General features: G+C 44.4%; 24 protein-coding genes. 12 read left to right on the forward strand and 12 right to left on the reverse strand.

Features of this window, described 5'->3' with window-relative positions; translation table 11 throughout:
- The first annotated feature begins 49 nt into the window (after nucleotides 1-49).
- Nucleotides 50-1,387 (forward strand): amino-acid N-acetyltransferase, encoded by a 1,338-nt coding sequence (argA, locus tag ACMXYO_RS01315; protein ID WP_415886642.1) that lies wholly within the window; start codon nucleotides 50-52, stop codon nucleotides 1,385-1,387.
- Here argA and ACMXYO_RS01320 read toward each other — a convergent pair.
- The 4 genes from ACMXYO_RS01320 to ACMXYO_RS01335 form a co-directional block, all read right to left on the reverse strand.
- On the reverse strand, nucleotides 1,384-2,745 hold the full coding sequence (locus ACMXYO_RS01320; RefSeq protein ID WP_415886643.1) for an ATP-binding protein: 1,362 nt from the start codon (nucleotides 2,743-2,745) through the stop codon (nucleotides 1,384-1,386). The two genes, argA and ACMXYO_RS01320, sit on opposite strands and share 4 nt — an antisense overlap.
- A 9-nt stretch (nucleotides 2,746-2,754) precedes the next feature.
- Nucleotides 2,755-3,444, reverse strand: coding sequence for a response regulator transcription factor (locus ACMXYO_RS01325; protein WP_415886645.1), 690 nt, complete (start codon nucleotides 3,442-3,444; stop codon nucleotides 2,755-2,757).
- 13 nt (nucleotides 3,445-3,457) lie between these two features.
- Nucleotides 3,458-3,721, reverse strand: coding sequence for a PepSY domain-containing protein (locus tag ACMXYO_RS01330; RefSeq protein ID WP_415883179.1), 264 nt, complete (start codon nucleotides 3,719-3,721; stop codon nucleotides 3,458-3,460).
- Between the two features lie 286 nt (nucleotides 3,722-4,007).
- On the reverse strand, nucleotides 4,008-4,253 hold the full coding sequence (locus ACMXYO_RS01335; RefSeq protein WP_415883180.1) for a hypothetical protein: 246 nt from the start codon (nucleotides 4,251-4,253) through the stop codon (nucleotides 4,008-4,010).
- A gap of 230 nt (nucleotides 4,254-4,483) precedes the next feature.
- Here ACMXYO_RS01335 and ilvD point away from each other — a divergent pair, with 230 nt between their 5' ends.
- The gene (gene ilvD, locus ACMXYO_RS01340; RefSeq protein WP_415886646.1) at nucleotides 4,484-6,325 is read left to right on the forward strand and encodes a dihydroxy-acid dehydratase; all 1,842 of its coding nucleotides are present in this window, start codon (nucleotides 4,484-4,486) and stop codon (nucleotides 6,323-6,325) included.
- Between the two features lie 77 nt (nucleotides 6,326-6,402).
- On the opposite strand, the gene ACMXYO_RS01345 is transcribed toward ilvD, so the two are convergent.
- From ACMXYO_RS01345 to nfsA, 3 genes are read right to left on the reverse strand one after another with little or no spacing between them, the layout of a single operon-like run.
- On the reverse strand, nucleotides 6,403-7,149 hold the full coding sequence (locus tag ACMXYO_RS01345; protein WP_415886647.1) for a sulfite exporter TauE/SafE family protein: 747 nt from the start codon (nucleotides 7,147-7,149) through the stop codon (nucleotides 6,403-6,405).
- An 11-nt stretch (nucleotides 7,150-7,160) separates the two neighbouring features.
- Nucleotides 7,161-8,393 (reverse strand): EAL and HDOD domain-containing protein, encoded by a 1,233-nt coding sequence (locus tag ACMXYO_RS01350; protein WP_415886648.1) that lies wholly within the window; start codon nucleotides 8,391-8,393, stop codon nucleotides 7,161-7,163.
- A 34-nt stretch (nucleotides 8,394-8,427) separates the two neighbouring features.
- Complete coding sequence (gene nfsA / locus ACMXYO_RS01355) at nucleotides 8,428-9,165, reverse strand: oxygen-insensitive NADPH nitroreductase (protein ID WP_415886649.1); 738 nt, start codon at nucleotides 9,163-9,165, stop codon at nucleotides 8,428-8,430.
- Nucleotides 9,166-9,348: 183 nt separating this feature from the next.
- On the opposite strand from nfsA, the gene ACMXYO_RS01360 reads away from it, so the two are divergent.
- Genes ACMXYO_RS01360 through ACMXYO_RS01375 form a run of 4 tightly spaced genes read left to right on the forward strand, consistent with a single transcriptional unit; the run spans nucleotide 9,349 to nucleotide 12,516 of the window.
- Nucleotides 9,349-10,032, forward strand: coding sequence for a TIGR04282 family arsenosugar biosynthesis glycosyltransferase (locus ACMXYO_RS01360; protein ID WP_415886650.1), 684 nt, complete (start codon nucleotides 9,349-9,351; stop codon nucleotides 10,030-10,032).
- A gap of 17 nt (nucleotides 10,033-10,049) precedes the next feature.
- Nucleotides 10,050-10,961: a radical SAM protein gene (locus ACMXYO_RS01365; RefSeq protein ID WP_415886652.1), complete on the forward strand. Its 912-nt coding sequence runs from the start codon at nucleotides 10,050-10,052 to the stop codon at nucleotides 10,959-10,961.
- Nucleotides 10,962-10,970: 9 nt separating this feature from the next.
- Entirely contained in the window at nucleotides 10,971-11,819 is an 849-nt protein-coding gene (locus ACMXYO_RS01370) for an MTAP family purine nucleoside phosphorylase (protein ID WP_415886653.1), read from the forward strand.
- Entirely contained in the window at nucleotides 11,812-12,516 is a 705-nt protein-coding gene (locus ACMXYO_RS01375) for a hypothetical protein (protein ID WP_415886654.1), read from the forward strand. Before ACMXYO_RS01370 ends, ACMXYO_RS01375 begins: the two co-directional genes overlap by 8 nt.
- Here ACMXYO_RS01375 and lpdA read toward each other — a convergent pair.
- Nucleotides 12,507-14,642, reverse strand: coding sequence for a dihydrolipoyl dehydrogenase (gene lpdA, locus ACMXYO_RS01380; protein ID WP_415886655.1), 2,136 nt, complete (start codon nucleotides 14,640-14,642; stop codon nucleotides 12,507-12,509). The genes ACMXYO_RS01375 and lpdA overlap by 10 nt on opposite strands.
- 222 nt (nucleotides 14,643-14,864) lie before the next feature.
- Between lpdA and ACMXYO_RS01385 the strand changes: the two genes are divergently transcribed.
- From ACMXYO_RS01385 to ACMXYO_RS01400, 4 genes are read left to right on the forward strand one after another with little or no spacing between them, the layout of a single operon-like run.
- Complete coding sequence (locus ACMXYO_RS01385) at nucleotides 14,865-15,605, forward strand: hypothetical protein (protein ID WP_415886656.1); 741 nt, start codon at nucleotides 14,865-14,867, stop codon at nucleotides 15,603-15,605.
- Nucleotides 15,598-16,389 carry a glycosyltransferase family 2 protein gene (locus tag ACMXYO_RS01390; protein WP_415886657.1) on the forward strand — a complete coding sequence of 264 codons (792 nt, stop codon included), beginning with the start codon at nucleotides 15,598-15,600 and terminating at the stop codon, nucleotides 16,387-16,389. The genes ACMXYO_RS01385 and ACMXYO_RS01390 overlap by 8 nt, the downstream gene beginning before the upstream one ends.
- On the forward strand, nucleotides 16,379-17,362 hold the full coding sequence (locus tag ACMXYO_RS01395) for a glycosyltransferase family 9 protein (protein ID WP_415886658.1): 984 nt from the start codon (nucleotides 16,379-16,381) through the stop codon (nucleotides 17,360-17,362). The genes ACMXYO_RS01390 and ACMXYO_RS01395 overlap by 11 nt, the downstream gene beginning before the upstream one ends.
- A 27-nt stretch (nucleotides 17,363-17,389) precedes the next feature.
- A complete protein-coding gene (locus tag ACMXYO_RS01400; protein ID WP_415886660.1) occupies nucleotides 17,390-18,694 on the forward strand; it encodes a hypothetical protein in 1,305 nt (434 codons plus the stop codon).
- A gap of 454 nt (nucleotides 18,695-19,148) precedes the next feature.
- Here ACMXYO_RS01400 and ACMXYO_RS01405 read toward each other — a convergent pair whose 3' ends face one another.
- Together ACMXYO_RS01405 and lpxL are read right to left on the reverse strand one after the other, a co-directional pair.
- Nucleotides 19,149-19,928, reverse strand: coding sequence for a glycosyltransferase family 32 protein (locus ACMXYO_RS01405; protein WP_415886661.1), 780 nt, complete (start codon nucleotides 19,926-19,928; stop codon nucleotides 19,149-19,151).
- Nucleotides 19,925-20,857, reverse strand: a complete 933-nt coding sequence (gene lpxL / locus ACMXYO_RS01410) for an LpxL/LpxP family Kdo(2)-lipid IV(A) lauroyl/palmitoleoyl acyltransferase (protein WP_415886663.1) — start codon at nucleotides 20,855-20,857, stop codon at nucleotides 19,925-19,927. Before lpxL ends, ACMXYO_RS01405 begins: the two co-directional genes overlap by 4 nt.
- Before the next feature lie 131 nt (nucleotides 20,858-20,988).
- On the opposite strand from lpxL, the gene msbA reads away from it, so the two are divergent.
- Together msbA and hldE are read left to right on the forward strand one after the other, a co-directional pair.
- Entirely contained in the window at nucleotides 20,989-22,749 is a 1,761-nt protein-coding gene (gene msbA / locus ACMXYO_RS01415; RefSeq protein WP_415886664.1) for a lipid A export permease/ATP-binding protein MsbA, read from the forward strand.
- A 24-nt stretch (nucleotides 22,750-22,773) separates the two neighbouring features.
- Entirely contained in the window at nucleotides 22,774-24,207 is a 1,434-nt protein-coding gene (hldE, locus tag ACMXYO_RS01420) for a bifunctional D-glycero-beta-D-manno-heptose-7-phosphate kinase/D-glycero-beta-D-manno-heptose 1-phosphate adenylyltransferase HldE (RefSeq protein ID WP_415883201.1), read from the forward strand.
- Between the two features lie 25 nt (nucleotides 24,208-24,232).
- Here hldE and ACMXYO_RS01425 read toward each other — a convergent pair whose 3' ends face one another.
- Nucleotides 24,233-25,036 (reverse strand): aldo/keto reductase, encoded by an 804-nt coding sequence (locus ACMXYO_RS01425; protein WP_415886666.1) that lies wholly within the window; start codon nucleotides 25,034-25,036, stop codon nucleotides 24,233-24,235.
- Nucleotides 25,033-26,208, reverse strand: coding sequence for an FAD-dependent oxidoreductase (locus ACMXYO_RS01430; protein ID WP_415886668.1), 1,176 nt, complete (start codon nucleotides 26,206-26,208; stop codon nucleotides 25,033-25,035). Before ACMXYO_RS01430 ends, ACMXYO_RS01425 begins: the two co-directional genes overlap by 4 nt.
- Between the last annotated feature and the right edge of the window lie 24 nt (nucleotides 26,209-26,232).

Raw genomic sequence — 26,232 nt, forward strand, 5'->3', positions numbered from 1 at the left:
ACAGTAGCCGTTATAGACCTAATCATTGAAAACTGCTTGTAGACTGACTGTGAACGACGACACTAAACAATACGTCAATTGGTTCCGCCACTCCTCTCCTTATATCAATGCGCATCGGGGAAATACCTTTGTGTTGATGTTGAGTGGGGAAACCGTTGCTGATCCTAACTTTGCCAACATCGTGCATGATATCGCCTTGCTAAATAGCTTAGGTGTGCGCTTGATTCTGGTCTATGGGTCGCGACCACAGGTTGAAGAGCAACTTGCACAAAAGCAGTTAACAACACGTTTGCATCATCACCTTCGCGTGACCGATCAAGAAACTTTGACTTGTGTGATTCAAGCTTCTGCTATTGTGCGGGCCGAAATTGAAGCGAGATTGTCTTTGGGTTTACCTAATACGCCTATGGCGGGTGCGCGCATTAAGGTGGTTTCTGGCAACTTTGTGACTGCGAAGCCCGTTGGTGTTTTGGACGGCGTTGATATGGCTCATACGGGTGAAGTGCGGCGTTTAGATCATGATGCTATTACCCAGCAGTTGGATGATGGCAATATCGTTCTGCTTTCTCACTTAGGCTACTCACCAACAGGTGAAGTTTTTAACTTATCTGTTGAGGATGTGGCGACGGCTGCTGCCAGTGCTTTAGATGCTGATAAGTTGATTTTGTTTGGTGCGGATCAAGGTGTTTTGGATAGCTCGGGCAAATTGCGTAGTGAGTTATTGACCCGCAAGGCTGAACGCTTGGTTGGGCAGTATCTATCTTCATTGGAAGATACAGACCAACCACATACGGAAATGTCGCGTCATTTAGAAGCCGCAGTTGCTGCTTGTCGCAAGGGTGTGCGTCGTTGCCATCTTATCAGTTATAAAGAAGACGGTGCTTTACTAGGTGAATTATTTACCCGTGATGGTTCGGGTACTATGGTGCTGCAAGATTCCTACGAGCAGCTTCGTTCTGCAACGATTGAAGATGTAGGTGCGGTGTTAGAATTGATCCAACCTTTAGAGCAGGATGGCACCCTGGTAAGGCGTTCGCGTGAAGTCTTAGAAAATGAGATCGAACGTTTCACGCTTATCGAACGTGATGGCGTGGTGATTGGCTGTGCTGCTCTATATCCGTTCCCAGAAGACCAGATGGCAGAGTTGGCTTGTGTGGTCGTTTCGTCAGAATATAAAGGGGCTGAACGAGGCGATAAGCTGCTTAAAGCGATTGAACAGCAAGCGCTGCAGCACAACCTTAAGCAGGTGTTTGTGCTGACAACTAAGACGGCGCATTGGTTTGTTGAGCGTGGTTTTGTCGAAACCCCTGTGGATAACTTGCCGGGTGAGAAGAAAGCGCTGTTTAATCTCCAGCGCAATTCCAAAGTGTTTATGCTTAATCTTTAACTTGGGAAGTGAATCACAAAGCAGGCTCCGCCAAGTGGGGAGTCTTTCACTTCAATCTGACCTTGGTAGCTACTGATAATATCGGTGGCTACAGATAAGCCAATCCCTTGTCCTTGAATTAACGTATCCAAGCGAGCGCCGCGTTGTAAAATGACTTGGCGCATCTCTGGTGTTACTCCGGGGCCGTCATCACAGATGGTTATTTTTAACTCTTGATCAGATTGTGATGCAGAGATAGCAACCTGACTATGACCGTACTTAAACGCGTTTTCCATGATCATACCCAACACTTCCATGAGATCGCGTTCATCTCCAAAGAAGGTCAGGTTTTCTGATAAAGATGTTTCAGTAACAACATTTTTATTTCGATAGACTTTGCCAAGAGCCGAGAGCATTCGTTCTATGATGGGCTCAACAGGGACCGCTTTACCGAGAGGCTTGTTCTTGCTCTTCACTGCACGGCTCAACTGATACTGAACAATCTGATCCATGCGTTCCACTTGCTCAGATACCAGAGATTGATAGGTGTGCAGTTCGTGTTCTTCTAGCTCCGCGCCACGCATTACCGCAAGTGGAGTTTTCAGACTATGAGCTAGATCCCCCAAGGTATTTCGATAACGTTCTCGCTGTTTTCGCTCACTCTCAATTAAGCCGTTAAGGTTAGTGGTTACCGGTTCAACTTCATCAGGGTAAAGGCCTTTAAGTTTCTCCGCTTTACCAGCTTCAATCGCCTTAAGATCTTTAGCGAGTCGCCTTAATGGTGTTAAGCCCCAACTGAGGATGAAGGTTTGCGCCAATAGCGCAACGAGGAAAATGATGCCAAGCCAAGCCGTTAACTGTTGGTTATAAGCTTGGATATCGCGAATCACGAGATCATCTGATTCCATTACGGTAAACAGAAATGACTTTTCTTTGCCTGCTGTTTCCCAAATGATGCGTAGTTGGAATCGGTAGAGTTGTGCCTCTTCCAAATGTTCAAACCTCGGCTCGCCAGTGGTTAATCCGCTAAGGTTTATCACTTCAGAAAGCTGAGGGTCGTCTAGAAGTACAGATGATAGAGAACGCCAGAGAATATTGCCCTCTTGATCATGTATAGCGGCATATAAACCGGAATTAATCTGTTCGTAGCGAGGTTCCTGTAATCGCTCAGGGAAGAGAATATGATCCTCTTTCAGTTCTACTGCACCAAGGAGCAGGTAAACCTGTAGCTGCAAACGGTCTCTCACCGAATTTTCTAAACTGCTGTGGTAAGCCTTGCTCAAGGCTAATCCTGCAATAAGAAGAACGATTGGAAGAATGACTGTTGATGCAATCAACAGTCGCCCCTGCAATGACTGCAGGGGAGATCGAATATTCACGAACTATCCTTAGTCGTTTGGCTGATCAGTTGTGAGGGCGAAACGGTAGCCGAGCCCGCGTACGGTAGTGATCGGCTGTAACTCTTGATCAGGGTCCAGTTTCTGACGTAAACGACGGATAAATACTTCCAGTACATTACTGTCGCGGTCGAAGTCCTGGTGATACAAGTGTTCAGTTAACTCGCTCTTTGAAATAGTCTTGCCTGTATTTAATACCAAGTATTCGAAGGTGCGATACTCATAGCTTGTTAGCTTAACCGGTTCGCCGTTGCGGTAAACAACGCGGCCAGTGGTATCGATTTTGAGCGGGCCAAACTCAAGCACAGGTTTCGCGTGACCTGCTGCTCTGCGTAATAAAGCGTTTAGGCGTGCATGTAGCTCTTCCATATGGAAAGGTTTGACCAGGTAATCATCTGCACCTGCTTCTAAACCTTCTACTTTGTCTTGCCAGTCGCCGCGGGCGGTCAGAATGATAATCGGAAACTCTTTACCTTCTGCGCGCCATTTCTTGATGACTTCAATCCCAGAAAGCTTTGGTAGACCAAGATCGACTATTGCGAGGTCGTATGGATATTCTTGGCCCATGTATAGTGCTTCTTCACCATCAGCAGTTTCTTCAACTGTGTAGTTGTTACCCTCTAAGGCTGTCGTCAGTTGGCGGCGTAGATCTGGATCGTCTTCAACAACAAGTAACTTCATTGTATTTAACTCCTTATTTGGGGGTAATCACGGCGCCGCTTTTGGCGTCGATCAAGATATCTTTAACATGACCCTCTTTAACGAGGCGTATTTTAAAAACGGCACGTCCTTTAAATTCAGTAGTCTCTGTTTTTATCACTTCACCACCGCTTGCTTCAATCGCGGCGGTCATGGCTTGTTTGAGTGTTAATGGCGAATCATCTGCCATTGCCACTGGTGCTAGGCCAGTCATTAGGCTTAGTAACAATACAGCATATCGAATCTGCTGCTTGAGCATGTGGAAAAACCTCATTGGTGCAGGTCACTATTCAGATTACACAAACAATAGAATATTAAGCCTTAAAATCTGACTCTCGGAAGAATGCAGAATGGGCCGTTAGTTTCTAAGTATCCCGTACAATGGAATGGATAGTAAATAGTTCGTGTGACCAGATAAATTACTTATCTAGAGAATCTATAGCCTAGCTTACGGGCGCGAAACTGTATCGTAAGTGAATGGTATTCTGTGAGGAAGGCTTCCCCACAGAACTTTCCTAGAGAGAAATCGAGTTTTTGGAAGCGGATCAGTCTTTCTTTTGTTTTTCTTTTAATTGTCTAACGGAAAGAATGACAAAGCGAACGTTGTAAGCCATACCTATCGCAAGCGCGATTGCTGCAGTAACAATGAATATCTGGCCTAGGGAAGGGATTTTGAAAAACCAGCCCACCCACAAGCAGATAATGCTGATGATGGCGATAGGAACGCCTGATTTGATGAAGAGTTGCATCCACTTGTCAGAGCGAATCTCTTTTTTATCTAAGTTGGACATGATTAACCTCTAACACAACTAAGCTGCCAAGATTAGAGTGCGGGCTTCGACTCTGCAAGGGGTGGAACATGCATAATTTTAATCTATTGGTCGGATTAGCCCCGTGCATTTGGTAACGCATTTCGTGGTATATGCTGTTGCGAACAAAGCAATATTGGAACGACGGTTTTCGCAACGGTTCTGTTATACTCGATAACTACGCAAAATTATTACAAACAAGGGTCATTGAAATGCCACAATATCGCTCAAAGACATCGACGGCAGGTCGTAATATGGCGGGTGCACGTGCTTTATGGCGTGCTACAGGTATGAAGGATGAGGATTTCCATAAGCCAATTATTGCTGTGGCAAACTCATTTACTCAGTTTGTTCCAGGTCACGTACACCTGAAAGACATGGGACAGCTGGTTGCTCGCGAAATTGAAAAGGCGGGTGGTGTTGCTAAAGAATTCAATACTATCGCAGTCGATGATGGTATCGCGATGGGTCATGACGGCATGCTTTACTCTTTGCCATCTCGTGACATTATCGCTGACTCTGTTGAGTACATGGTAAATGCACACTGTGCAGATGCTATTGTTTGTATCTCTAACTGTGACAAGATCACACCGGGCATGCTGATGGCGTCTATGCGTCTAAATATCCCAGTAATCTTCGTTACTGGCGGCCCAATGGAAGCGGGTAAAACTAAACTGGCTGAGCACAAGCTGGATCTAGTTGACGCGATGGTACTTGCCGCAGATCCAAATGCATCTGACGAAGAAGTTGATGCAGTAGAGCGTTCAGCTTGCCCGACTTGTGGTTCTTGTTCTGGCATGTTCACAGCGAACTCTATGAACTGTTTGGCAGAGGCTCTAGGTCTTGCACTTCCTGGTAACGGTACTGTGGTTGCAACTCACGCTGATCGTGAAAACTTGTTCCTAGAAGCGGGTCGTACGATTGTAGATTTGGCTAAACGCTACTACGAGCAGGACGATGAATCTGTTCTTCCGCGCTCTGTTGGTTTTAAAGCGTTTGAAAACTGCATTACGCTTGATATTGCGATGGGTGGTTCCACTAACACTATCTTGCACTTGCTAGCGATTGCGCAGGAAGCTGAGATTGATTTCACAATGGACGATATTGATCGTCTATCCCGTGTAGTGCCTCAGCTATGTAAAGTAGCGCCAAATACTCCTGAATATCACATTGAAGATGTTCATCGTGCTGGTGGCATTATGGGAATTTTGGGTGAGCTTGATCGTGCCGGTAAGCTACATACAGATGTGCCAACGGTTCACGCTCCGACGATGAAAGATGCACTGGATAAGTGGGATATCATGCGTAACCCAACTCCAGAAGTGTTGGAGTTTTATCGTGCTGGCCCTGCGGGCATCCCAACTCAGACAGCATTTAGTCAATCTACACGCTGGCCAACGCTGGATGGCGACCGTGAGAATGGTTGTATCCGTTCATTAGAGAATGCGTTCTCTTTGGAAGGTGGTCTTGCTGTATTGAAAGGTAACATCGCGCTAGATGGCTGTGTGGTTAAATCTGCCGGTGTAGACGAGTCTATCCTTGTATTCGAAGGTCCTGCACACATCACGGAATCTCAAGACGAAGCGGTTCAGAATATCCTTGATGATAAAGTAGTAGCGGGCGAAGTTGTTATCGTACGTTACGAAGGCCCTAAAGGTGGCCCGGGTATGCAGGAGATGCTTTACCCAACCTCTTACATCAAGTCTAAAGGTTTAGGTAAAGCCTGTGCATTGCTGACTGACGGTCGTTTCTCTGGTGGTACTTCTGGTCTGTCGATCGGTCACGTTTCTCCAGAAGCTGCAGCAGGTGGTGCAATCGGTCTGGTGCGTAACGGCGATATTATCCGTATCGATATCCCTAACCGTACAATCGATGTACTGCTTTCTGATGAAGAGCTAGCAGAACGCCGTGCAGAGCAGGATAAGCTAGGCTGGAAACCTGTTGAGCCTCGTCCACGTAAGGTTTCTGCTGCACTGAAAGCATTCGGTATGTTGGCAACATCAGCTGATAAAGGTGCTGTTCGAGATCTTTCTAAACTGGAAAAATTATTCTAAATACGTGTCGTTATTGTAGAGGTAAAAAGGCAGCTTAGGCTGCCTTTTTTGTGCCTGATTACATACGGGAAGTATTCTTAGCCTAGAAAGCTAGTACCTGCTTGCCACAATAACCGTAATGCTAGAATTGTAATAACGGTTTTGAAAAGCATTTTAAACTGCTTATCTGGGATGCGGTTGAGCATTTTCAGTCCGAGCCAAGTGCCTACCATCCCGCCAAAAATCATCAGCAAGATCAGTGGCAACCACTGCCAGAAAGCAAACCCCACAAACGAAAATACAAATATCTTGAGTAAGTGCTGCATGCTCATGCAGGTGGCAAAGTTGGCGGTGCTGCTGTGTTTGTCGTAATTTTGCCTGTGTACTAAGCCAGCCACTAGAGGACCAGTTGCGCCGACAAAAATGGATGCGAAGGTTGTACTTGCACCCGCTACGACGAGGCCGTTTTTGCTCATTTGATGCGTACCGGGCTTTGGGCCCCAGACTAGAAAAAGAATAAATAGGGCAACGGAAATTTGGATAAACGTCAGGGGTAGTTGTACAACGATAAGTGAGGCGAGTGCCGATCCGATTAGGGCGCCGATACTAAAACTAATCACCATCTCCCAGTCGATATGTTGTCGAGTAACAATCGCACGATTGCCGTTGGATCCTAGCTGAACAAGGCCGTGAACTGGTATTAGTGCTGAAGCAGGCAGAAAAGAGGCGAGAATTACCAGTAATAGAACACCGCCACCAATCCCCATAGCGGCAGTAATAAATGAAGTCCCTGCTGCCGCAAAAATTAGCAGCAGGGTGAGTTCGATATTCTCAAGAATGGGCACGAATGAGTCTGTTATTTATTACTTAGAGATTGCATCACTTGTTGTGACCAGTTCAAACTATGCCTGTATGCTACTTCATAATATTGTTGATCTAGCAAAAGATCGATCTGCTCAAAGTCGCCCTCTTCGTATTTGCTGACCTGTTCTAAGATCTGACCAAGCTGGCCTTCGTAGTTAATTAGTGCTGCTTTAACGTCATCCTGTAAGGGAACTTGCTCTAGTAATTCAGGCAGCTCCATGTCTAACAAAACATCCAGTTTTGAAAATAACCCCGTGATAAAGTTATTTATCGGTTGGTCTCGGCCAAGCATCTCCGCAAGGAGTTCACACATTCTTCCACGGATAAGCATACTGCGAGTCAATTCGACAGGTTTTTCCTGAGTGTCTGTTACGAGAAACAAGCTAACCCATTTACGAATCTGTTCAAAACCAAGGAGGCTGATTGCGTGGGAGAGGGATTCTATTTCGCGATTTATACTAAATGCGGCTGAATTTACAACTCTTAAGATCCTATAGGTCAAAAGAGGATCGTTAATGACCAGTTGCTCAACAGATTGAGCAGTGGCTGTAGGACTTTGAAGTTCAACCATCATCTGCAGGAGAAGCATCTTGCTGCTACCGAGCTTTTTCCCTTTCACAGGCTCTGGTTTGCTTAAAAAATAGCCTTGAAACAACGAGAAACCTAACTCGTAGCATTTTCTGAACTCTTCTTGTGTTTCGACCTTGTCAGCCAGAAGCTCTAAATGGTAAGGGCGAAGTTTCTTAACCAGTTCAGGAATGGATTCTGATGGAATAGACTGAAGATCCATTTTAAGAATGTGAACTAGGTTCAGAAGAGGGTCAAACTTTTGGTCCGGTTTGTAATCAGATAAGGCGAGCCTGTAACCCAGTTGATTGAGTTCTTTGATCCTTTCAATGAATTCTGGAGAAATATTAGAATGGCCTAGAATTTCAAGTACGAAATGTTCTTTGGGCAGTTCAGGGAAATGCTCAGACATGATGGTTTTGTCTGTGAGCTTAATATAACAGGGTAGAGATCTGACTTCGCCTTCCTGACATATGCTAGCGTAGGTATTTAGAATGACCGAAGAGGTTGCTAAGTGATCGCTGAACTTGCGTTCAGTTGCTTCATCATCCCCTCTATATAGCAGGGCATATGCAACAACATCCTGACTTTTATTAAAAACAGGTTGTCTTGCCAGTAACAGATCTAATGACTCTTCAGTATCGATTTCGCCGCTCATTGTCCTCTCCGAACCTCCGAATTGTCTCTGAGGCTTATTTTTTTAGGAATCCGCGTGATTGTAGAAAAGAAAGCATATGAGGGCGAGCCTCTTTTTGTAGCATTCCGGAGATTTGTTCGCTCCAAGTCATATCTTTTTGGCCACCGGTGCGACTCATATAATACGCTTGAATATCTCTGTCATATTCAGCAATCAATTCTTGGTCTTGGCTATCATTATATTGATCCTGCTTGAGAACCACGTCTAATGGTAAACGAGGTTTCATTTCTGGGTCTTGATCAGGGTCACCAATACACATGCCAAATACAGGGTAGACCAGTTCTGGCAGGTTTAATGCGTCGGAAACCAGATCAATCTTGTTCCGCAAACCGCCAATATAAACCACACCCAGCCCTTCAGATTCGGCTGCAATGGCAACGTTTTGCGCAAATAATCCGCAATCGACCGTGGCCGTAATAAATTGCTCGGTAAATCCAGATAGCATCTCAGCATCGTGCATATCGCAACTTAGTTGATGGCGTTTCATATCTGCACAGAAGACTAGGAAGGTCGGCGCCTCTTTTACATAGGTTTGATTACCTGCCCATTCTGCTAGTGATGCACGTTTTTCTGAATCATTTACTTGGATGACAGTGCAAGCTTGTATAAAGCTCGAAGTGGCTGCTGCTTGGCCTGCTTGAACAAAACGATTGATCTGTTCTTGGCTCACCGGTTTATCAGTGAACTTTCGGATAGAACGATGTGCGTTAAGAAGTTGGATAACCTGATTCATAGCAGCCCTTCGATAAAAATTTTAAGCTTGAGTTGTATCACAGCCTTGGTTTTAGCAGAAGGGTGAGAGTGGATTAACTTTTGCAATAGGTGGGAATATGTTTTCCTTGAACTATCGCGTTAAGCTTAGGTCTATCAATAAGTTAGGCTAAATCAAAAAATTGAATCAAGGTTACTCCTGTAAATGAGCAAAGCTTTCACTCTATTAATCTTTTGTAAACAGCCTCGTATTGGCCAGGGTAAACAACGCATAGCGACCTCATTAGGTGCTGAAACAGCTTTTGAGATTGCTAAGGCTTTGTTGCAGTGTGCGCTTGAGGATGCGCAGGCTTGGTCGGGTAGGGTTGTACTCGCTCCCGCGTCTGTTGATGAGGTTGAGTGGGCAGAGGGATTACTGGGCGGTGAGCACGTTCAGGTGGTTCCGCAGCCATCGGGTAATCTTGGTGAAAGGATAAATACAGTTGATCAGATATTAAGAAAACAAGGTCATCAAAACATAGTGACTATCGGAACAGATGCACCGATTTTAACCTTGGATCTTCTTCAACAGGTTTGCCATAAGATGGCTGATTATGATGTTGTTTGCAGTAAGGCAGATGACGGAGGCGTCACCGTAATGGCTTCAGGAGTCGCATGGCCGGATATCGAAGCACTGCCTTGGAGTACTGAACGTTTAGCACAAGGGCTCGAAGAATGTTGTTTAGCGTCTGAGCTGTCAGTGGGCTATATCGAATCGACTTATGATATTGATCTTGAAGCAGATCTGATGCGATTGATCGAGGATCTTAAATCGGATCAGCGGGCAGCAAGACAAGCATTACTGCAGTTGATAACGCCTATAGTGAATAACAGGATGGTTACAAGTTAGGAATAAACAGGTTATTTATGCAGCGTATCCATACGGAAAATTGGTATAAAACCCCGCAAGGTGAGACACGGGGATATATCGACCCTTTTACTTTACGTGAATTATGGTTTCACACTGGTACTGCATGCAATTTGCAGTGCCCTTTTTGTTTAGAAGGCTCAGCACCTGGCGATAAACGTTTGGAGCTGGTTAAGTTTGAGGATGTGAAGCCTTACATCGATGAAGCTCTGAAGCTTGGTGTTGAACAGTTTTCATTTACCGGAGGCGAGCCATTTCTCGCTAAACAACTGATCAAAATATTGGCGTACGCCTCCCAGTTTAAACCCTGCCTTGTGTTAACCAATGGTACGGAAGCCATCCAAAAACGGATGGCAGAAGTTGCGACATTAAACGAGTCGAACTACCCCGTGAGTTTTCGGGTAAGCCTAGATAAGCCTACAGCAGCAGAACATGATGCGGGGCGCGGTGAGGGTAATTTTGTTAGCGCCCTTAACGGCCTAAAGCAACTATATGATCTAGGGTTTCATATATCTGTCGCTCGGCATATGGATAAAGAGGAAGATAAAGCGTCGGTTGATGAAGCATTTAAAACACTCTTTGTTGAATATGGTTTGCCTCACGATCTTAATTTGGTCGCATTCCCTGACTTTGCCACACCGGGGAGCCTTCCTCAGGTACCTCAGGTAACTACAGCATGTATGACCGCTTACCAAACGGAAGAGAGCCGCAAAGATTTTATGTGCGCTTATAGCAAAATGGTGGTGAAGAAAAATGGTCATATGCGCGTCTATGCTTGTACGCTGGTGGATGATGACGAAGAGTACGATTTGGGCGGTAGCTTAAGAGAAAGTTTAGAGCACCGAGTAAGCATGAAGCATCATCGCTGTTATAGCTGTTTTGCTTACGGTGCATCTTGTAGTGAAGGGTAAGGAGCGAGTGTGTTAGGAATTATTGGTGGTACAGGTATATATCAGTTAGAAGGGTTAGAAGTTACGGGAGAGCATGAGATAGAGACACCTTTCGGTTCCCCTTCTGCCCCTATTCTGCAAGGCCGGATGGGTGAAAGAGATCTGTTTTTCCTACCACGTCACGGTCGTCGTCATGAGTTACTGCCCTCGGAAGTAAACTACCGTGCAAATATCTGGGCTTTAAAGAAGCTTGGCGTGACGCAGGTAATCGGTTTATCCGCAGTCGGCAGTCTGCAAGAAGAGATAAAGCCGGGTGATCTATCGTTGCCGGATCAGTACTTTGATTTTGTAAAAGGTAATCGCGAGAAGAGCTTTTTTGGTAATGGTTTAGCAGCCCATGTTTCCACTGCCGAGCCAACCTCTAAACCTTTAGCTGATGCGCTGGAAAAAGCAGGTGAATCGGTAGGTATTGCCCTGCATCGAAATAAAACCTATGGCTGTGTTGATGGGCCGCGATTAGGTACTAGAGCCGAAAGTTTCTTTTTACGAGGCGCGGCTGGGTGTGACTTAGTTGGGATGACCAACGTTCCCGAAGTATTTTTAGCAAAAGAAGCGCAGATCAGTTATTGCACTATCGCTATAGCGACCGATTATGATTGCTGGATGGATGATCCTGCGCATCATGTGAGTGTGGAGCAGGTGATTGCCCGATATGGTGCAAGTTTAGAAAAAGCAAAGGCAGTTCTCACAGCCTTTATTAATAGCCCAGAAGAAGCGTTCGATTGTGCTAGTCGTAGCAGTTTGGCATCTGCTGTATTAACGCCGCGCGACAGCTTGAATCAATCCCAGAAAGAACTGTTGGAACTGCTGAGTGCCTAAGCCTTTCCTCTCCGTCATTATTCCTGTGGGGCCTATAGAAACAGAGGTCCCGCAGGGATTGTTGCACGACTTACAACACCTTCCTGACGGCGCTGAGTTGATTTTTGTTGTTTGTAAACACGCACAACTCGGCTTAGCTCAAAGTTGCACCGGCTTATCAAAATACTCTGTGAAATGGTTGTGTACTGACCCTGGTCGAGCCATGCAGATGAACCTAGGAGCACAAGAGGCTGGGGGGCAGTATCTTTGGTTTATTCACTTAGATAGTCGATTCGAAAGCGGCTTAGTTTCCAGCTTATTGGAAAATTTAAATCGATACCCTGAGAGACTGCATTATTGTTCACTCGCTTTTATTGCTGATGGGCCCTCTAGGATGTCTATCAATGCGCTTGGTGCGAACCTTCGGTCTCGGCTTCTGGGAGTGCCCTTTGGCGATCAGGGCTTTTTAATTTCAAAGCTCTTATTTGAACAGGTAGGAGGGTATCCGGAGGCTGTCGTTTATGGTGAAGATCACCTCTTCGTTTGGTATGCGCGTCAGCAAGGCATAAAACTTAAATGTTGTGCAGTTCCTTTATCTACCAGTGCGCGAAAATATGAAGATAAAGGCTGGTTTAAAATCACCTGCCTTTATCAAAGATTATGGTTAAAACAGGCCTGGCCTGAGTTTATTAAATTAGTAAAACAGCGTTACTTTTGACCACGTTCCCAGCGGTGAAACTTCGCTACCCAGTCCAGTAGTTTTTGCGGAGCGTTTGCCCGTTTCCATTCACCAGCCGCGTACTTGTTAGCCTCGCTCATGGTCGGGTAAATATGAATGGTACCTAGGATTTTGTTAAAGCCTAAGCCATGCTTCATGGCGGTGACAAATTCGGTGATAAGTTCGCCCGCGTGCGGCCCCACGATGGTTGCCCCAATAATTTTATCTTTGCCCGGCACCGTTAGTACCTTAACTTTACCGTGATTGTCACTGTCTGCTATTGCTCTATCTAATTCTTCAAGATCAAAGCTGGTGACTTCGTAAGCGATATTCTGTTCTTTAGCTTCTAACTCGTTCAAGCCCACACGTGCGACTTCTGGATCGGTGAAAGTTGCTGCGGGGATTACCGAGTAGTCCACCTTAAACTTCTTGAAACGGCCGAACAGAGCATTTACTGCTGCATACCAAGCTTGATGAGCTGCAGCGTGCGTGAACTGGTACGGACCTGCTACATCACCACAAGCATAGATATTCGGGTATTTTGTTTGTAAGTACTCGTTTACTTCTAGAGTTCCGTCAGCTTTGGTTTGTATGTCTAAATTTTCTAAACCAAAGCCATTCACATTAGCTTGTCGCCCAGTCGCTACCAAAAGCTGATCAAATGGAATCTCCTCCAGCTGGCCTTTATGTTCGCAAACAAGGTACTTGCTTCCCTCTCGTTCAACAAACTCCAACATTTTGCGATTGCCTAAGACATTGATACCTTCCTGATCAAAGCGCTGACTAACCCAGTCAGAGATGTCTTTGTCCTCTTTGGGCATAATGTGATCGCCACGTAAAACGATGCTCACTTCAGAACCAAAGCGGGCAAAGCATTGACTTAATTCGCAGCCTATTGGACCGCCGCCGAGCACTAACAGTCGTTTCGGTAATTCGCGTATCTGCCAAAGGTTATCCGAAGTCAGTGGCTGCATGGCTTCTATGTTTTTGATCGCAGGGATACGTGGTCTAGCGCCTGTGGCAATGACAATATTCTTGGTCGTGATGATCTCTCCGTTTATGACCACTTCATAGGGGTTAAGAATGGTTGCGCTGCCGGTCACGCAATCGACTCCTAATCCTGTATAGCGTTCAATCGAGTCATGAGGTTCCACTTGTTCAACGACTTTGGATACTCGCTCCATAACATCAGCGAAATTGAACTTCACCTCGCTGTGCTCAATGCCATATTCCTGACTACGTTTGCTATCTGCTACAAAGCGAGCGGAACGAATCAGAGCTTTTGAGGGGACACAGCCTGTATTGAGACAGTCGCCTCCCATCTTATGCTTTTCGACCAAACTGACTTTGGCTTTTACTGCTGCTGCAATGTAAGAGGTGACTAGTCCGGCAGAGCCTGCTCCTATAACAACTATATTAGTGTCGAAGGAGGAGGGCTTTTGAATACCGGCATAGACCTGCTTTGCTTTAAGCAGATCGATAACTTTCTTGGCTATCAGTGGGAATAAACCTAATAAAGTAAATGACAGCAGAATCCCTGGAGACAAAATGCCCGAGAGAGATTCTAACTGACCTAGCTGTGTACCCGCGTTTACATAAACGGCAGTCCCCGCCAACATGCCTACTTGGCTCACCCAATAGAAGGTCCAGGTCTTGATTGGAGTTAGGCCCATACCTAGGTTGATCATAAAGAAGGGGAAGATCGGCACTAATCTCAAGGTAAAGAGGTAGAAAGCACCTTCTTTCTCCATACCCGCATTGAAAGACTGTAACTGCTTACCAAAGCGGTTTTGAATGCTTTCCCGAAACAGAAAACGGGAGCATAGAAACGCTAAAGTTGCGCCGATGGTACTGGCGAAAGATATGATGAGTAAGCCTGTAACGAGCCCAAATAGTGCCCCGCCAATCAGCGTCATAATGGCAGCACCGGGTAAAGACAGTCCTGTAACGAGCACATACAGTCCAAAAAAGATCGCTACTGTCTTGATTGGGTTCTCAGCGTAATACTGTTCGAAGCTTGCTTGGTTGCTTTTGATAAAGTCCAAATTTAAGTATTGGGCCAGATCAAATATAAAGAAGGCCGCAATTGCACTTAGGATAACGAGGAGTAGAGGTAGCTTTTTCATCAATAATATCTACTTAAATTCAGAAGCTTCTAGGACAGAGATAAAATAGGAAAGTTTCAATTTCCTTATGTATCTTAGGAGTAAATCAATGATATGAATAAATCAGCTTATGTTAAACTGCGCCTAAATTCGTTGTTTAAATTGTAGAAAAGGCTCTGTGCCTTTTAAGCCTAAACGGTAGCGCATTGATCCTGTTTAGGCCATTGAGATGCATCTAACCTTATGAAATCAGTCGTAAATCCACATTGTCAGCGCTTTAGTTCGATTTTGAAAGATGTGCTTGCTTTGTTTGATAGCAGTGATACATCCATTCATAAAGCACGGAATGAACTAAAGATAGTTGATTGCTTAGATGAATCATTGGTCTTGAAGTCTTTCAAAGTGCCGAACTTACTAAGGCGTTGTATTTATACGTATCTCAGACCAAGTAAAGCTGAAAAGTCGTATCAGAACTCTCTGTTATTGGGAGACTTTACGCCAACACCGGTTGCCTATGTTGAGTACTTTGATGGTGGCTTAATCTCTAATAGTTATTTTGTCAGTGAGCATTACGCGTATGATTTTACCATCCGTGAGCCCTTACTTGACTTAGATTTTCCTGATCGACCTGAAGTGTTTAAAGCATTCGCGAGATTCTCTTTAGCGCTGCACGATGCTGGCTTTTTTCACAAAGATTATTCGCCGGGTAATATATTGATCCGAAAGCTCACTGACGGTGGATATGAGTTTAAGATTGTTGATGTTAATCGCATGCTACAGCTTGAGCTTGATAACGAAATGCGAGCACGGGGTTTTGAAAAACTCTGGGCAAGAGATAAAGATTTAGACGTTATTGCAAAAGAGTACGCTCAACATAGTACTGTATCTGATGATTTTGCAGAGCAGGTAAAGCTCTTTTCTAACAAGAATAAACGCTTTAAAAACTTCAAGAAGCGCTTAAAAGGTAAGCCCGTTAATGACTAATATCGACCATATTTCATGCGTTATTATCGTTAAAAATGGCGCAGAAACCATCGTTCCAGTTTTGGAAGCTTTGGCCTGTTTTACCGATGTGGTGATCTATGACAATGGATCGGATGATGGCACGCAATCACTAGTTTCCAACTTCGAGAATGTGAATTTGGTCGAAGGGCCATTTTTAGGTTTTGGTGAAACGAAACAACGTGCTGCCAGTTATGCTAAGCATGACTGGGTGCTGTCATTGGATGCGGATGAAGTACTTGCAGATGAGTTTATCTCCGCATTGACACAACGCTCATTAGACTCTGATAAAGTTTATTCAATTACGCGCAGTAACTTTTACAAAGAGCGTGAAGTTAAGCATTGTTGGGGCAAAGATGTGATCGTGCGTCTGTATGATCGTACCAAGACCAACTTTAATAGCAGTAAAGTGCATGAGCTTGTTGTCACCGAAGGCTTCGAAGTCGAAAACCTAGCAGGTACCGTTCGTCACTATCCTTATCAGAATATCTCTCAGTTCATCGTTAAACTTGATAAATACTCCTCTCTTTTTGCAGAAGATAAACAAGGTATAAAGAAGTCTTCGCCGCTTAAAGCAAGCTTGAATGGTATCTATTCCTTCTTTAAAACCTATTTCTTAAAGCGCGGTTTTATGGATGGGTCTGCAGGATTGATTATCGCCTTTTCACACATGGCGACGAATTTTTATAAATATATGAAGCTGTATGAGCTGAATAAGGCAGCCAAAGACAGTAGCGGTAGGGCAGAGAACGCCAATGACAACTAGTGTCTTAATTACTCGCCACGACAAGATTGGCGACTTTGTTGTTGCTCTGCCGATGTTCCAATGCCTAAAGGCAGCTAGACCAGAGCTGCGCTTGGTTGCTTTAGTATCTAAGATCAATCTTAGTTTAGCGCAGCAGTTACCCTATATTGATGAGGTTATTGAGTATCAGCCTGACAATCTTGGCGCTACATTAGCGGCGGTTAAAAAGGCAAACTGCTCCGTAAGTATCTCTGCGTTTATCGATTCACAATTAGGTTTTCTGTTATGGCGAGCGGGCATTCCTAAGCGCATAGGACCGGCGACTAAACTGGCGCAGATCTGGTTTAACTGTCGAGTTAAGCAGCGCCGTAGTCAGGTGAAAAAAACAGAGTTTGCTTATAACTTAGATCTTCTAAAAGCGTTCGATAGCCAAATCGAAACGGGTATACAGGCGCCTTTATTTGTTTTTGCTAAGGCTGATTCAATTCGGGCTTTGGAAGCATTTAATGCGCAATATCATTTAGAAAATGACCGCCCCATCGTTGCTTTTCATCCAGGCAGTGGTGGGAGTACTGATGGTAACCTAACGCTGCAGGATTATATCCGTCTAGCTCAAGCAGTAATTCAACAGGAAAAATATAGGGTTGTGTTTACCTTTGGCCCTGATGATGAAGCTTTAATTGCTGAAGCAGATGCTGCACTTGGGGATCAGGCGGTTTTGCACCGATCGCAGGGTAGCGTTTATGACTTTGCTCTACTGTTGAGTAATTTCTCTTTGTTTGTCAGTACTTCAACGGGCCCTATGCATTTAGCCGCTGGGTCTAATCTTAAAACCATATCCTTCTTCGGTGATGTAAAGGTTGCTTCTCCGGCTCGATGGGCTTCGGTCAATCAACCGGAAAACCAACATAACTTTACTGTTCCTCAAGACTATTCAGACAAACTGTACTCTGAAATTGAAGAAGATTTACTTCAACTAACGGGACAAGTTTGAAAACTATGTGTTTAGAAGGAGAGCGTCTTGCCAGCGCCTAAACCTAGTTCAGAAGATGATCTACATCCGTGGGATCACTATTCCGATCAACCGCGAATCATTACTGACAGAGCTTATAAAAAACGGATGAAGCGTAAGCACCTAAAAGACTATCTGCTTACGTTTTTGACATCTTGTATCGTATTTCCTTTAGCTCTGATCGCATGGCTCTTTAATCGAAAAGTGGAGCCGTCTTCGGCGCATTTCTTTTCCCTTTGTGTCAATTTAGACAAAGGGGAAGAGCAATATGCGTTGGTTGAGGAGCTAGGTTGTAAAAGCTTACAGGTGCGTTTTTTCCTGTCGGAAATGGATCGTATCGATGAGTATTCTCAGTTTGTGGCGGGGTTTGGAGAGAAAGAAATTCTTTTAGTGGTAGTGCAAGATCGTCAACATATTGGTGATCATCAACTGCTTGCTAAAGATATCGCCAGAGTTTTCGATGTTTTCTCACCTTTAGTAAAACAGTTTCAAATCGGAACCACGATCAATCGTTCTAAGTGGGGTTTCTTCTCAGTAGCTGAGTATCTACAGTTTTATCAGGTGGTACAGAAGGTCCGAGATCAGCAGTTCCAGGGGTTAAAGTTATTAGGCCCCTCAGTTATCGACTTTGAATATCCTTACTTGATTAGAGCTCTGTTTAATGGCTTTAGATTGAAGTTCGATAAAGTGGCAGCGCTTCTGTATGTAGACAGACGTGGCGCACCAGAGAACCCGCAAATGAAGGTTTTTGATACCTTCAATAAAATTACGCTCCTGCACAGTATCGCCAGATTAAGCCCTAAAACGTCTAGCAAATTACTGCTAACAGAAGCAAATTGGCCCCTTTCCAATACTGCTCCGTGGGCACCTACCAGCGAAACTGAGTGCGTAAGCGAAAGCGACTATGCGAATTTTTTGCTTCGCTACCATCTACAGGCTCTGGCTACCCAGAGAGTCGAATCTGTCCACTGGCATCAGCTTATCGCGCCCGGATATGGTTTGGTCGATAGCCGAGAAGGGTTACGTAAGCGCGAAGCCTTTTTCGTTTACAAAACTATGTTGGATGTTTTGGGAGATGTAGAAGTACATCATTACCAAAAGCAAGGAGAGGTATATCGGCTCGCTTGCAAAGACCGTCAATCAGATCGCGATGTAATTGTACTTTGGGGTAACGAGGTTCAGCTGCCTTTGCAGAATTACCTAGAAAAAGAAAGTATCGTTATAGAAGACAAAAAGTTGCTGAATATAGTTGCCTGCCCAATTGAGCTTGAATCTACAACTATTTCGGATAGCCCAATCTATATTGTTGGCTGATATGTTTTTAAAACAGGATCAGTTTGTGAGTCTTCGTTAATTTTAATTCTATCTGGTAACAAACAGGCGAGTATCACCAATAAGCCTGTGTAAATGATAATGACTGAGTTTAGGAAGATGATTTCCTGTGTGATTTTAGCAATTAGGATCGCTGGGTCAAACGAGGCTAAACCCGAAGCGTAAGGTGCGTTTGTCATTGATTTATGGTATGTCGCTTATTTTTAAAACTTTTCCAAGGGTGTTAATGCAAATGTAGTATTTGTACGTCATGATAATTGGAAGGTTCTGGTGTTAATTTACTCTTTTGAGCCTCTGCGACATGAGTACCTACCTTATTATTTAGGTGAAGGTTTAAGCGTTATATGTATAGCTTAAGGACGTTTGGGTCGGGAGAGAGAATTGCTTGCTCATCAATGTTGCTTCAAAGAAAAGTCAATAATTAGGTTGTTCAGCGCTAGTCTTTGAGAAGGTCTTCTTTCTTTGCATGAGTCCATTTTCCTCTCGGTTTATCGATATATTGGAAATGCTCATTGGTAAAGCTGCCTTGAATACAAGTGATCTTGTAATACCTGTGATTGACGCTTTCTTCACCGATTGCGTTATTAAATACAGCAGGGCCAGTTAAATCATAGACGCCACGGCCTATGTTTCTGTCTTGAATGTTTTTGACAATGGTTTCTATTGTCTTGGTCAAAACGCGATTTTGAGGAGCACTGGCAATAAAATAGTTAGTAAAGTGCTCCTTGTTAAGCAGAAATACTTCATCATCTTCTTCGTTGATCATTTTAGATATCGGCCAAACAGCATGAGCATCAATATCCATATATATACCACCGTGATGGTTTAGAGTGATCATACGCCAAAGGTCGGCTTGAGCCGCGCCATCTTTCAGCTTTTCATAAGCTTCTGCTATATCGGTCGAGGAGTTCTCTTTGATAAACGTAAGACGGTCTTCTGTGCTGACATAACGATATTCAAAATCAGGTGAAATCAAACGATTGAATAAGTAATTACAATACACAGGTAAGCTGACACGATTTGTGTAGTTCGTCTGCCAAATGATCTTTGGGATCTTTGTGTTCTTCTTCGTTTTAACTAAAGGATCACTCTGAGTTGGGATGATGAAGCGTTTCTTTGGAAATACAAAGTGAAAAATAAAGGAGAATCCCTTAACCAAAGCTCCAAACAGCTTCGCCAAACGATTAACTAGAATGATCTTTAAAGGCAATTTCATTTGGTAGACCTACTGCTGGGAGGTTTTTTGTAAGGGCTTTCCTTGCCATTTAACTGTGTTTTAAAACGTTTGTGAACCCACATATACTGTGTGGGTGCTTTTCTTACGCCTGCTTCAACCGCTAAATTCACCAGTGTAGCGTCTTTAACCTCATCCCCGCTAGGAAAATTATCCACAGGAACAATTTCTACAATGTAGCCAGAATCGTCTTCTTTGCGGCGTTGTTGCATTGATAGAAGAGGGGAGTTGTTTAATTTGACCATGCGAGTTGTAGCTGTCACGGTAGCTGCTGTTTGGCCAAAGAAAGGCACAAAAACCGATGTCTTATGACCCATGTCTTGATCAGGTCCATACCAAATAACCTGGTTTTTCTTGAGGCAGCGAATAATTTCTCGTAACTGTTTTCGCTCAATTGGGCGGCTAAACGAAGCACGCCCTTGGCGGATTGTTTTTTCCATTAACGGATTATTGTGTTGGCGGTACATAGAGATTAGTGGAGCTCCATGTCCAGAAAAAAGCATGCCGCCTAAATCTAAGTGAGAATAATGTGCTCCAAGTAAAATAACACCACGTCCTTGACTCAAAGCGTCATCGAGTAATTCAAATCCACGGTATTCAGTGCGATCTTGGAGGGCTTTTTTGTTACCCCAATATGACCAAGCGGTCTCTACTAAACCAATACTATTATTCTTGAACACATCTCGAACAAATTGTTCTTGTTCTCTCTCGTTAAGCTCTGGAAAGCATAATTGGCAATTTACAGCGGTAATATGGCGACGTTTTGGTAGTAGGTGATAAAGCGCAATACCCAGTATGCGGCCAAATGCTAGACCCAATTTGAATGGAAGTAAGGCTAGTAGTCGAAGCAGAATAACACCGAACCAAGTAGGCCAGTATTTTGGGGCTAAAAAGGATTCAGTTTTTTTCACAGTCAATCAGATCTTGATCAATAAGCGGTTGATTATACGTGTGTCCTAGTTAGTCAGCCAGCGAGAAGGTTGGGGAAGTTATATCATCAGGTTATAATGCCGGCCTAATTTCTGAGGATTTATACTCATCTATGTCTAAAAATGACCAAGAAAAAGGTGTGGGGATGAAAATTTATTTTCGTCTGTTGACCTATGTTCGCCCTTATTGGCTACCTTTTTTATTGGGAATATTGGGATTTATCCTCTATGCCAGCACTCAGACTGGATTTGCTGCTTTAATGGAATATCTTGTAGATGCTATCGGACAGCAAAAGGAAGATGCTTATATTTATGGCCCATTAGCATTAATAGGTATCGCCATTGCGCGTGGAATAGGTACCTTTATGGGTAATTTCTTCACTGCCTATGTAGCGCGTAATGTTGTGCATCAGTTAAGACTTGTGATGTTTGACAAGTTGTTACAAATACCGCTCGACTACTTCCATAATAATGCCTCGGGGCATATTCTTTCCAAAATTTCGTACAATGTAGAGCAAGTGACAACAGCTGCTACTGACTCTCTGAAAGTGACTGTCCGAGAAGGTATGACGGTTATAGGCCTCTTTGTTTATCTCCTTTATCTTAACTGGCAGCTAACTCTGGTTTTTGTGGCTGTTTCGCCATTAATCGCTTTGGTTGTGATGATCGCTTCTAAGCGGTTTCGCCGTTTAGGCCATCGAATTCAAGATTCTATGGGCGATGTAACACACGTAGCATCTGAAAATGTACAGGGTGTTCAGATTGTTCGTACGTTTGGCGGTTGTGAGAAAGAACGAGAGCGTTTTGCGCAAGCTAGCGGTCAGAATTTGCGTCAAAGTTTGAAATTAGCGTTTACTGAAGGCTTAAGTGTTCCAATTGTTCAGATTATTGTCTCCAGTGCGTTAGCTCTACTGATTTTCTTAGCGCTGCACCCATTGATGAACAATGATATGACCGCGGGTCAGTTTATTGCGTTTATTACAGCTGCGGGCCTTATTGCCAAACCTCTGAGAGCATTAACCGAAGTAAATAGTGCAATTCAGCGGGGTATTGCTGCTGCTAAAAGTATCTTTGAATTAGTAGATGAATCCGAAGAAGAAAACACTGGAAGTCTGGTTGCTAAGACTGATTCAGGAAGTAGTCGTCTTGAGTTTAAAGATCTTTGTTTCTCTTATCTGCCAAATAAACCGGTTCTTAATCGTCTAAATCTTAACGTGGAGCCAGGGCAAACAGTAGCTCTCGTAGGTCGATCAGGTAGTGGTAAATCAACGTTGGCAAGTTTGATTCCTCGTTTTTATGAACCGACGAGCGGAGCTATTCTGCTAAACGGACATAAACTATATGACTACGAGTTGGTCTCTTTACGATCACAAATCGCATTAGTGACCCAAAACGTTTTCCTGTTTGATGGCACTATTCGAGATAATATCGCCTATGGGGCCGATTCGGGTATCGGCGAGTCAGAGATTGTAGACGCTGCTCGTGCAGCCCATGTGATGGAATTTGTCGAGCGTATGCCTGATGGTTTAGATACTCATGTAGGTGAAAAAGGTACCAAACTTTCAGGTGGGCAGCGCCAGCGCATCGCGATTGCCCGTGCGATTTTGAAAAATGCCCCTGTCCTTATTCTTGATGAGGCAACATCAGCCTTGGATACAGAGTCAGAACGTCATATCCAAGCAGCTTTAGAGAACGTAATGAAAGGACGAACGACCTTGGTGATCGCGCATCGACTTTCAACAATAGAGTCTGCAGATCAAATTGTCGTAATGGATCAAGGCCAAATTATGGAGAAAGGATCGCATGCTGAGCTGTTAGAGCAAGGTGGAATGTATGCGGATCTTTACCAGAAGCAGTTTACTGAAAATGACTGAGCACCTTAGTCACGGAGAAATTGAATGAAAATCAATATGCCACGTTTTGATAAAGCACAGGTTCTGGTTGTAGGGGACCTAATGCTAGATCGTTATTGGCATGGGCCGACCTCAAGAATTTCGCCAGAAGCACCGGTGCCAGTGGTAAAGGTTGAGCAGAATGAAGATCGCCCAGGTGGCGCTGCTAACGTGGCATTGAATGTAACTGCTCTAGGGGCAGGTGTTTCTTTAGTCGGTTTAGTGGGTAAAGATGAAGCAGGTGAAGCACTTCAGAAGCAGCTAACCTCAGCTCGAGTGAACTGTGCTTTTTCGATTACCGAAGAAGAGCCAACGATCACTAAGTTGCGCATTATCAGTCGTCACCAACAGTTGATTCGTTTAGATTTTGAAGAAGCTTTCTCTGCTGAACACAGCGAAAGTATCCAATCAGAATTAGAACCTTTATTAGGTAATGTTGGCGTGTTGGTGCTGTCTGATTACGGTAAAGGCACTCTGTCTGATTGCCAAGGTTTAATTAATGCGGCAAAAGCAGGAAATGTACCTGTGCTGGTTGACCCTAAAGGCAGTGACTTTAGTAAGTATCGCGGTGCAACCTTATTGACGCCTAACCTGTCCGAGTTTGAAGCAATTGTTGGACATTGTGTATCTGATGAAGAACTTGTTTCTAAAGGACAGGCGTTAGCGAAAGAGCTTGAGCTAGACGCTTTGCTAGTGACCCGCAGTGAGCATGGTATGACTTTGATTCCTGCTGAAGGTGATGAGGTTCATTTCCCTGCGCGTGCACGTGAAGTGTTCGATGTAACAGGTGCTGGCGATACAGTTATCTCAACACTTGCTTCAGCTTTAGCAGCGGGTGAAGAACTCACTAATGCAGTGGCTTTATCGAATATTGCGGCGAGTATTGTTGTTGGTAAATTGGGTACTGCGGCGATCAGTGCACCAGAACTGCGTCGAGCAGTGTCTAAAGAACAAGGTGCTGAGCGCGGTGTAGTTACTGAAGAGCAGTTACTAATTGCGTTAGCTGATGCTCGTGCTGCAGGCGAGAGTATTGTATTTACTAATGGTTGCTTCGATATTTTACATGCGGGTCATGTTGGTTATCTTGAGCAAGCAAGAGCGCAAGGCGATCGCCTTGTCTTAGCGATCAATAGTGATGAATCCGTTAGTCGCTTAAAAGGACCGGGTCGTCCTATTAATCCGGTTGAGCGTCGCATGGCAGTATTGTCTGGTTTGGAAGCGGTCGATTGGGTGCTGTACTTTACTGAAGATACCCCTGAACGTTTGCTGGAACAGGTGAAACCGGATGTCTTAGTCAAAGGTGGTGACTATGGCATTGAAGGTGTTGTTGGCGGTGAGTTTGTGCGTAGCTATGGTGGTGAAGTTAGAGTGCTTTCCTTCCTAGATAACTGCTCTACTACAGCCATTGTTGAGAAAATTCAGGGCGATAGCGACGAATAGTCGGCTATCGCACGTTTAAGCTAGCTTAGATTGCAAGTTTGCTGAGCGCGGAATTAGCCGCGTTCACATTACTCGCTAGATGCTTTGGATTGATTGTGCCGATAATGGCTGAAGTCACGCCAGGATGGGCATAGATAAAGTCAAAACTTGCTTGAATAGGATCTTGGGTTTGGTCTAGGCAGATATGGCCAGAAGCGAGTGCCTTTTTAAGCAATATGCCTTTATTGTTTTGGGCTGCGTAGTCCAACACGGCTTCTTCATCTCGATGGTTTAGATTGTAAGTCACCATCGCGCAATCAGATTTCTCTAAAGCTAATAATCCGCCTTCTACGGTCTTAGTCGACATACCAGTCGCGCGGATTTTGCCTGACTGTTTTAGTTCCTCTAAAACATCCAAAATACCGTACTTGCGGATGATCTCTACATCATTTCCATCAGAGTGTACCAGTAACATATCAATGTAATCCGTGTGTAAGCGTTTAAGGCTGCGCTCTACACTGTATTGCACGTGCTCCGGCGTGAAATTGAAGCCGGATTCACCAGTCGAATTGTCGAACTCTTCACCGACTTTTGAGCAGATAAGCCAGTCGTTACGTTGCCCTTGAAGTAAAGGGCCCAAGCGCTCTTCGCTATTACCATAAGCAGGGGCTGTATCGATCATGTTGATGCCTAAATCTTTAGCTTGTGCGATTAAATCAAGCACTGCTTTATCATCAGGGATGGTAAAGCCTGTTGGGTATTTGACGCCTTTATCACGACCGATTTTTACAGTGCCTAGACCGATAGGTGAGATCTTTAAACCTGTTTGAGCTAGCTCGTGTTTAATCAAAACTCACTCTCCCATAAAGGCTGTGCAGTTTCTGGCTTAGGAAGTACTTTTAGGGGCGAAAGGTCGGTATCAGAAAGTACTTTATCGCATAATGGTAGTACCTGATCGGCTAAATCAGGCGATAGCGCTAATTTTGTTGGCCAAGCCACGATGCAATTGCCGACTTTCTGCGCGAAAGCAGAATCGGGCCTTGATAGAGATGATTGCTTTGGTTCAGCACGATTGACATGGAATGTGCTCCATTGCGCATCTGAAAGGTCGACCCAAGGGAGTAAATCTGAAATAGCTTTTTTAGCAAATTGAATCTGTTCAGATGGAGAGCGATCTAACCCGGTTTCGGCAACATCGCCGCCAAGGTACCAAACCTGTTTGCCATCACTGCAAGGGTGTGTGGTAATCGTTGCTACTGGTTTGCTGCCAGTACCGATGCAGTGGGCAAACGTAGGCAAATTATGGTCGTGCTTGACCATTACCATATGCAAAGGGCGTTTTTGCATCTCAGGCTGTTCGAGCGATAATTGACTAGCAATAGATTCGTAGCCTTCACCAGAGGTCACTACCAGCTGAGCTGTTTCAAGTGTTAGGTCATGCTTCTTAAAGGTGATGCTCTGAATCTGTTGATCATGAATCTGGATTTCAGCTTGGTTCAAATCCGCTTTGAATATGCGATCTTCAACAGGTGCTCTTAGTGCATCAATCACGGTTGGTACGTTTAATACCAGCTCATTCAAACGGTAGAGAGACCCTTTAAATTTGGAGTTTGAAAACACTTTAGGGCGATCTGATTTGGATACCTCTTCAACACGTCCGCGAAAGGCTTTGGTCGCAAAGAAGGTGGTCATGCGAGAGCCTAAAGAGCCTTTAGACCACATATAGTGAGCCTCAGATAAGACTTCTACAGAGGTGAGGTCTACTTCGCCGTTGCCATTTAGGCAATCACGCCAGCGTTGCGGCATCTCTTTGATTGTATTGGATGCTTGGGTCAGTACGCCGTTTAGCGCATACTTGGTACCGCCATGAATGATCCCTTGTGCACGGATGGTTTGTCCGCCTCCTAAGGTGTCTTTTTCTAGCAAAATGGCATTTAAACCATCTTTTACTGCTCTATTGAGAAGCCAAAGGCCAGCAACGCCGCCGCCCACGATTATGAGATCAAGTTTAAGTGTATTCATAGACGGCATTATAAGCATGAGGGC

Origin of the sequence: Neptuniibacter sp. QD37_6 (genome assembly GCF_047778085.1) — a bacterium.
Lineage (GTDB): Bacteria > Pseudomonadota > Gammaproteobacteria > Pseudomonadales > Balneatricaceae > Neptuniibacter.

What these genes read in the sequence shown, in the direction of transcription:
- ACMXYO_RS01325 (WP_415886645.1), bottom strand. Translation starts at nt 3,444, where the DNA reads ATGAAGTTACTTGTTGTTGAAGACGATCCAGATCTACGCCGCCAACTG.
- ACMXYO_RS01405 (WP_415886661.1), bottom strand. Translation starts at nt 19,928, where the DNA reads ATGAAATTGCCTTTAAAGATCATTCTAGTTAATCGTTTGGCGAAGCTG.
- ACMXYO_RS01330 (WP_415883179.1), bottom strand. Translation starts at nt 3,721, where the DNA reads ATGCTCAAGCAGCAGATTCGATATGCTGTATTGTTACTAAGCCTAATG.
- ACMXYO_RS01360 (WP_415886650.1), top strand. Translation starts at nt 9,349, where the DNA reads ATGAGCAAAGCTTTCACTCTATTAATCTTTTGTAAACAGCCTCGTATT.
- nfsA (WP_415886649.1), bottom strand. Translation starts at nt 9,165, where the DNA reads ATGAATCAGGTTATCCAACTTCTTAACGCACATCGTTCTATCCGAAAG.
- ACMXYO_RS01365 (WP_415886652.1), top strand. Translation starts at nt 10,050, where the DNA reads ATGCAGCGTATCCATACGGAAAATTGGTATAAAACCCCGCAAGGTGAG.
- ACMXYO_RS01430 (WP_415886668.1), bottom strand. Translation starts at nt 26,208, where the DNA reads ATGAATACACTTAAACTTGATCTCATAATCGTGGGCGGCGGCGTTGCT.
- hldE (WP_415883201.1), top strand. Translation starts at nt 22,774, where the DNA reads ATGAAAATCAATATGCCACGTTTTGATAAAGCACAGGTTCTGGTTGTA.
- ACMXYO_RS01390 (WP_415886657.1), top strand. Translation starts at nt 15,598, where the DNA reads ATGACTAATATCGACCATATTTCATGCGTTATTATCGTTAAAAATGGC.
- ilvD (WP_415886646.1), top strand. Translation starts at nt 4,484, where the DNA reads ATGCCACAATATCGCTCAAAGACATCGACGGCAGGTCGTAATATGGCG.
- lpdA (WP_415886655.1), bottom strand. Translation starts at nt 14,642, where the DNA reads ATGAAAAAGCTACCTCTACTCCTCGTTATCCTAAGTGCAATTGCGGCC.
- ACMXYO_RS01335 (WP_415883180.1), bottom strand. Translation starts at nt 4,253, where the DNA reads ATGTCCAACTTAGATAAAAAAGAGATTCGCTCTGACAAGTGGATGCAA.
- ACMXYO_RS01385 (WP_415886656.1), top strand. Translation starts at nt 14,865, where the DNA reads ATGAAATCAGTCGTAAATCCACATTGTCAGCGCTTTAGTTCGATTTTG.
- ACMXYO_RS01395 (WP_415886658.1), top strand. Translation starts at nt 16,379, where the DNA reads ATGACAACTAGTGTCTTAATTACTCGCCACGACAAGATTGGCGACTTT.
- msbA (WP_415886664.1), top strand. Translation starts at nt 20,989, where the DNA reads ATGTCTAAAAATGACCAAGAAAAAGGTGTGGGGATGAAAATTTATTTT.
- ACMXYO_RS01350 (WP_415886648.1), bottom strand. Translation starts at nt 8,393, where the DNA reads ATGAGCGGCGAAATCGATACTGAAGAGTCATTAGATCTGTTACTGGCA.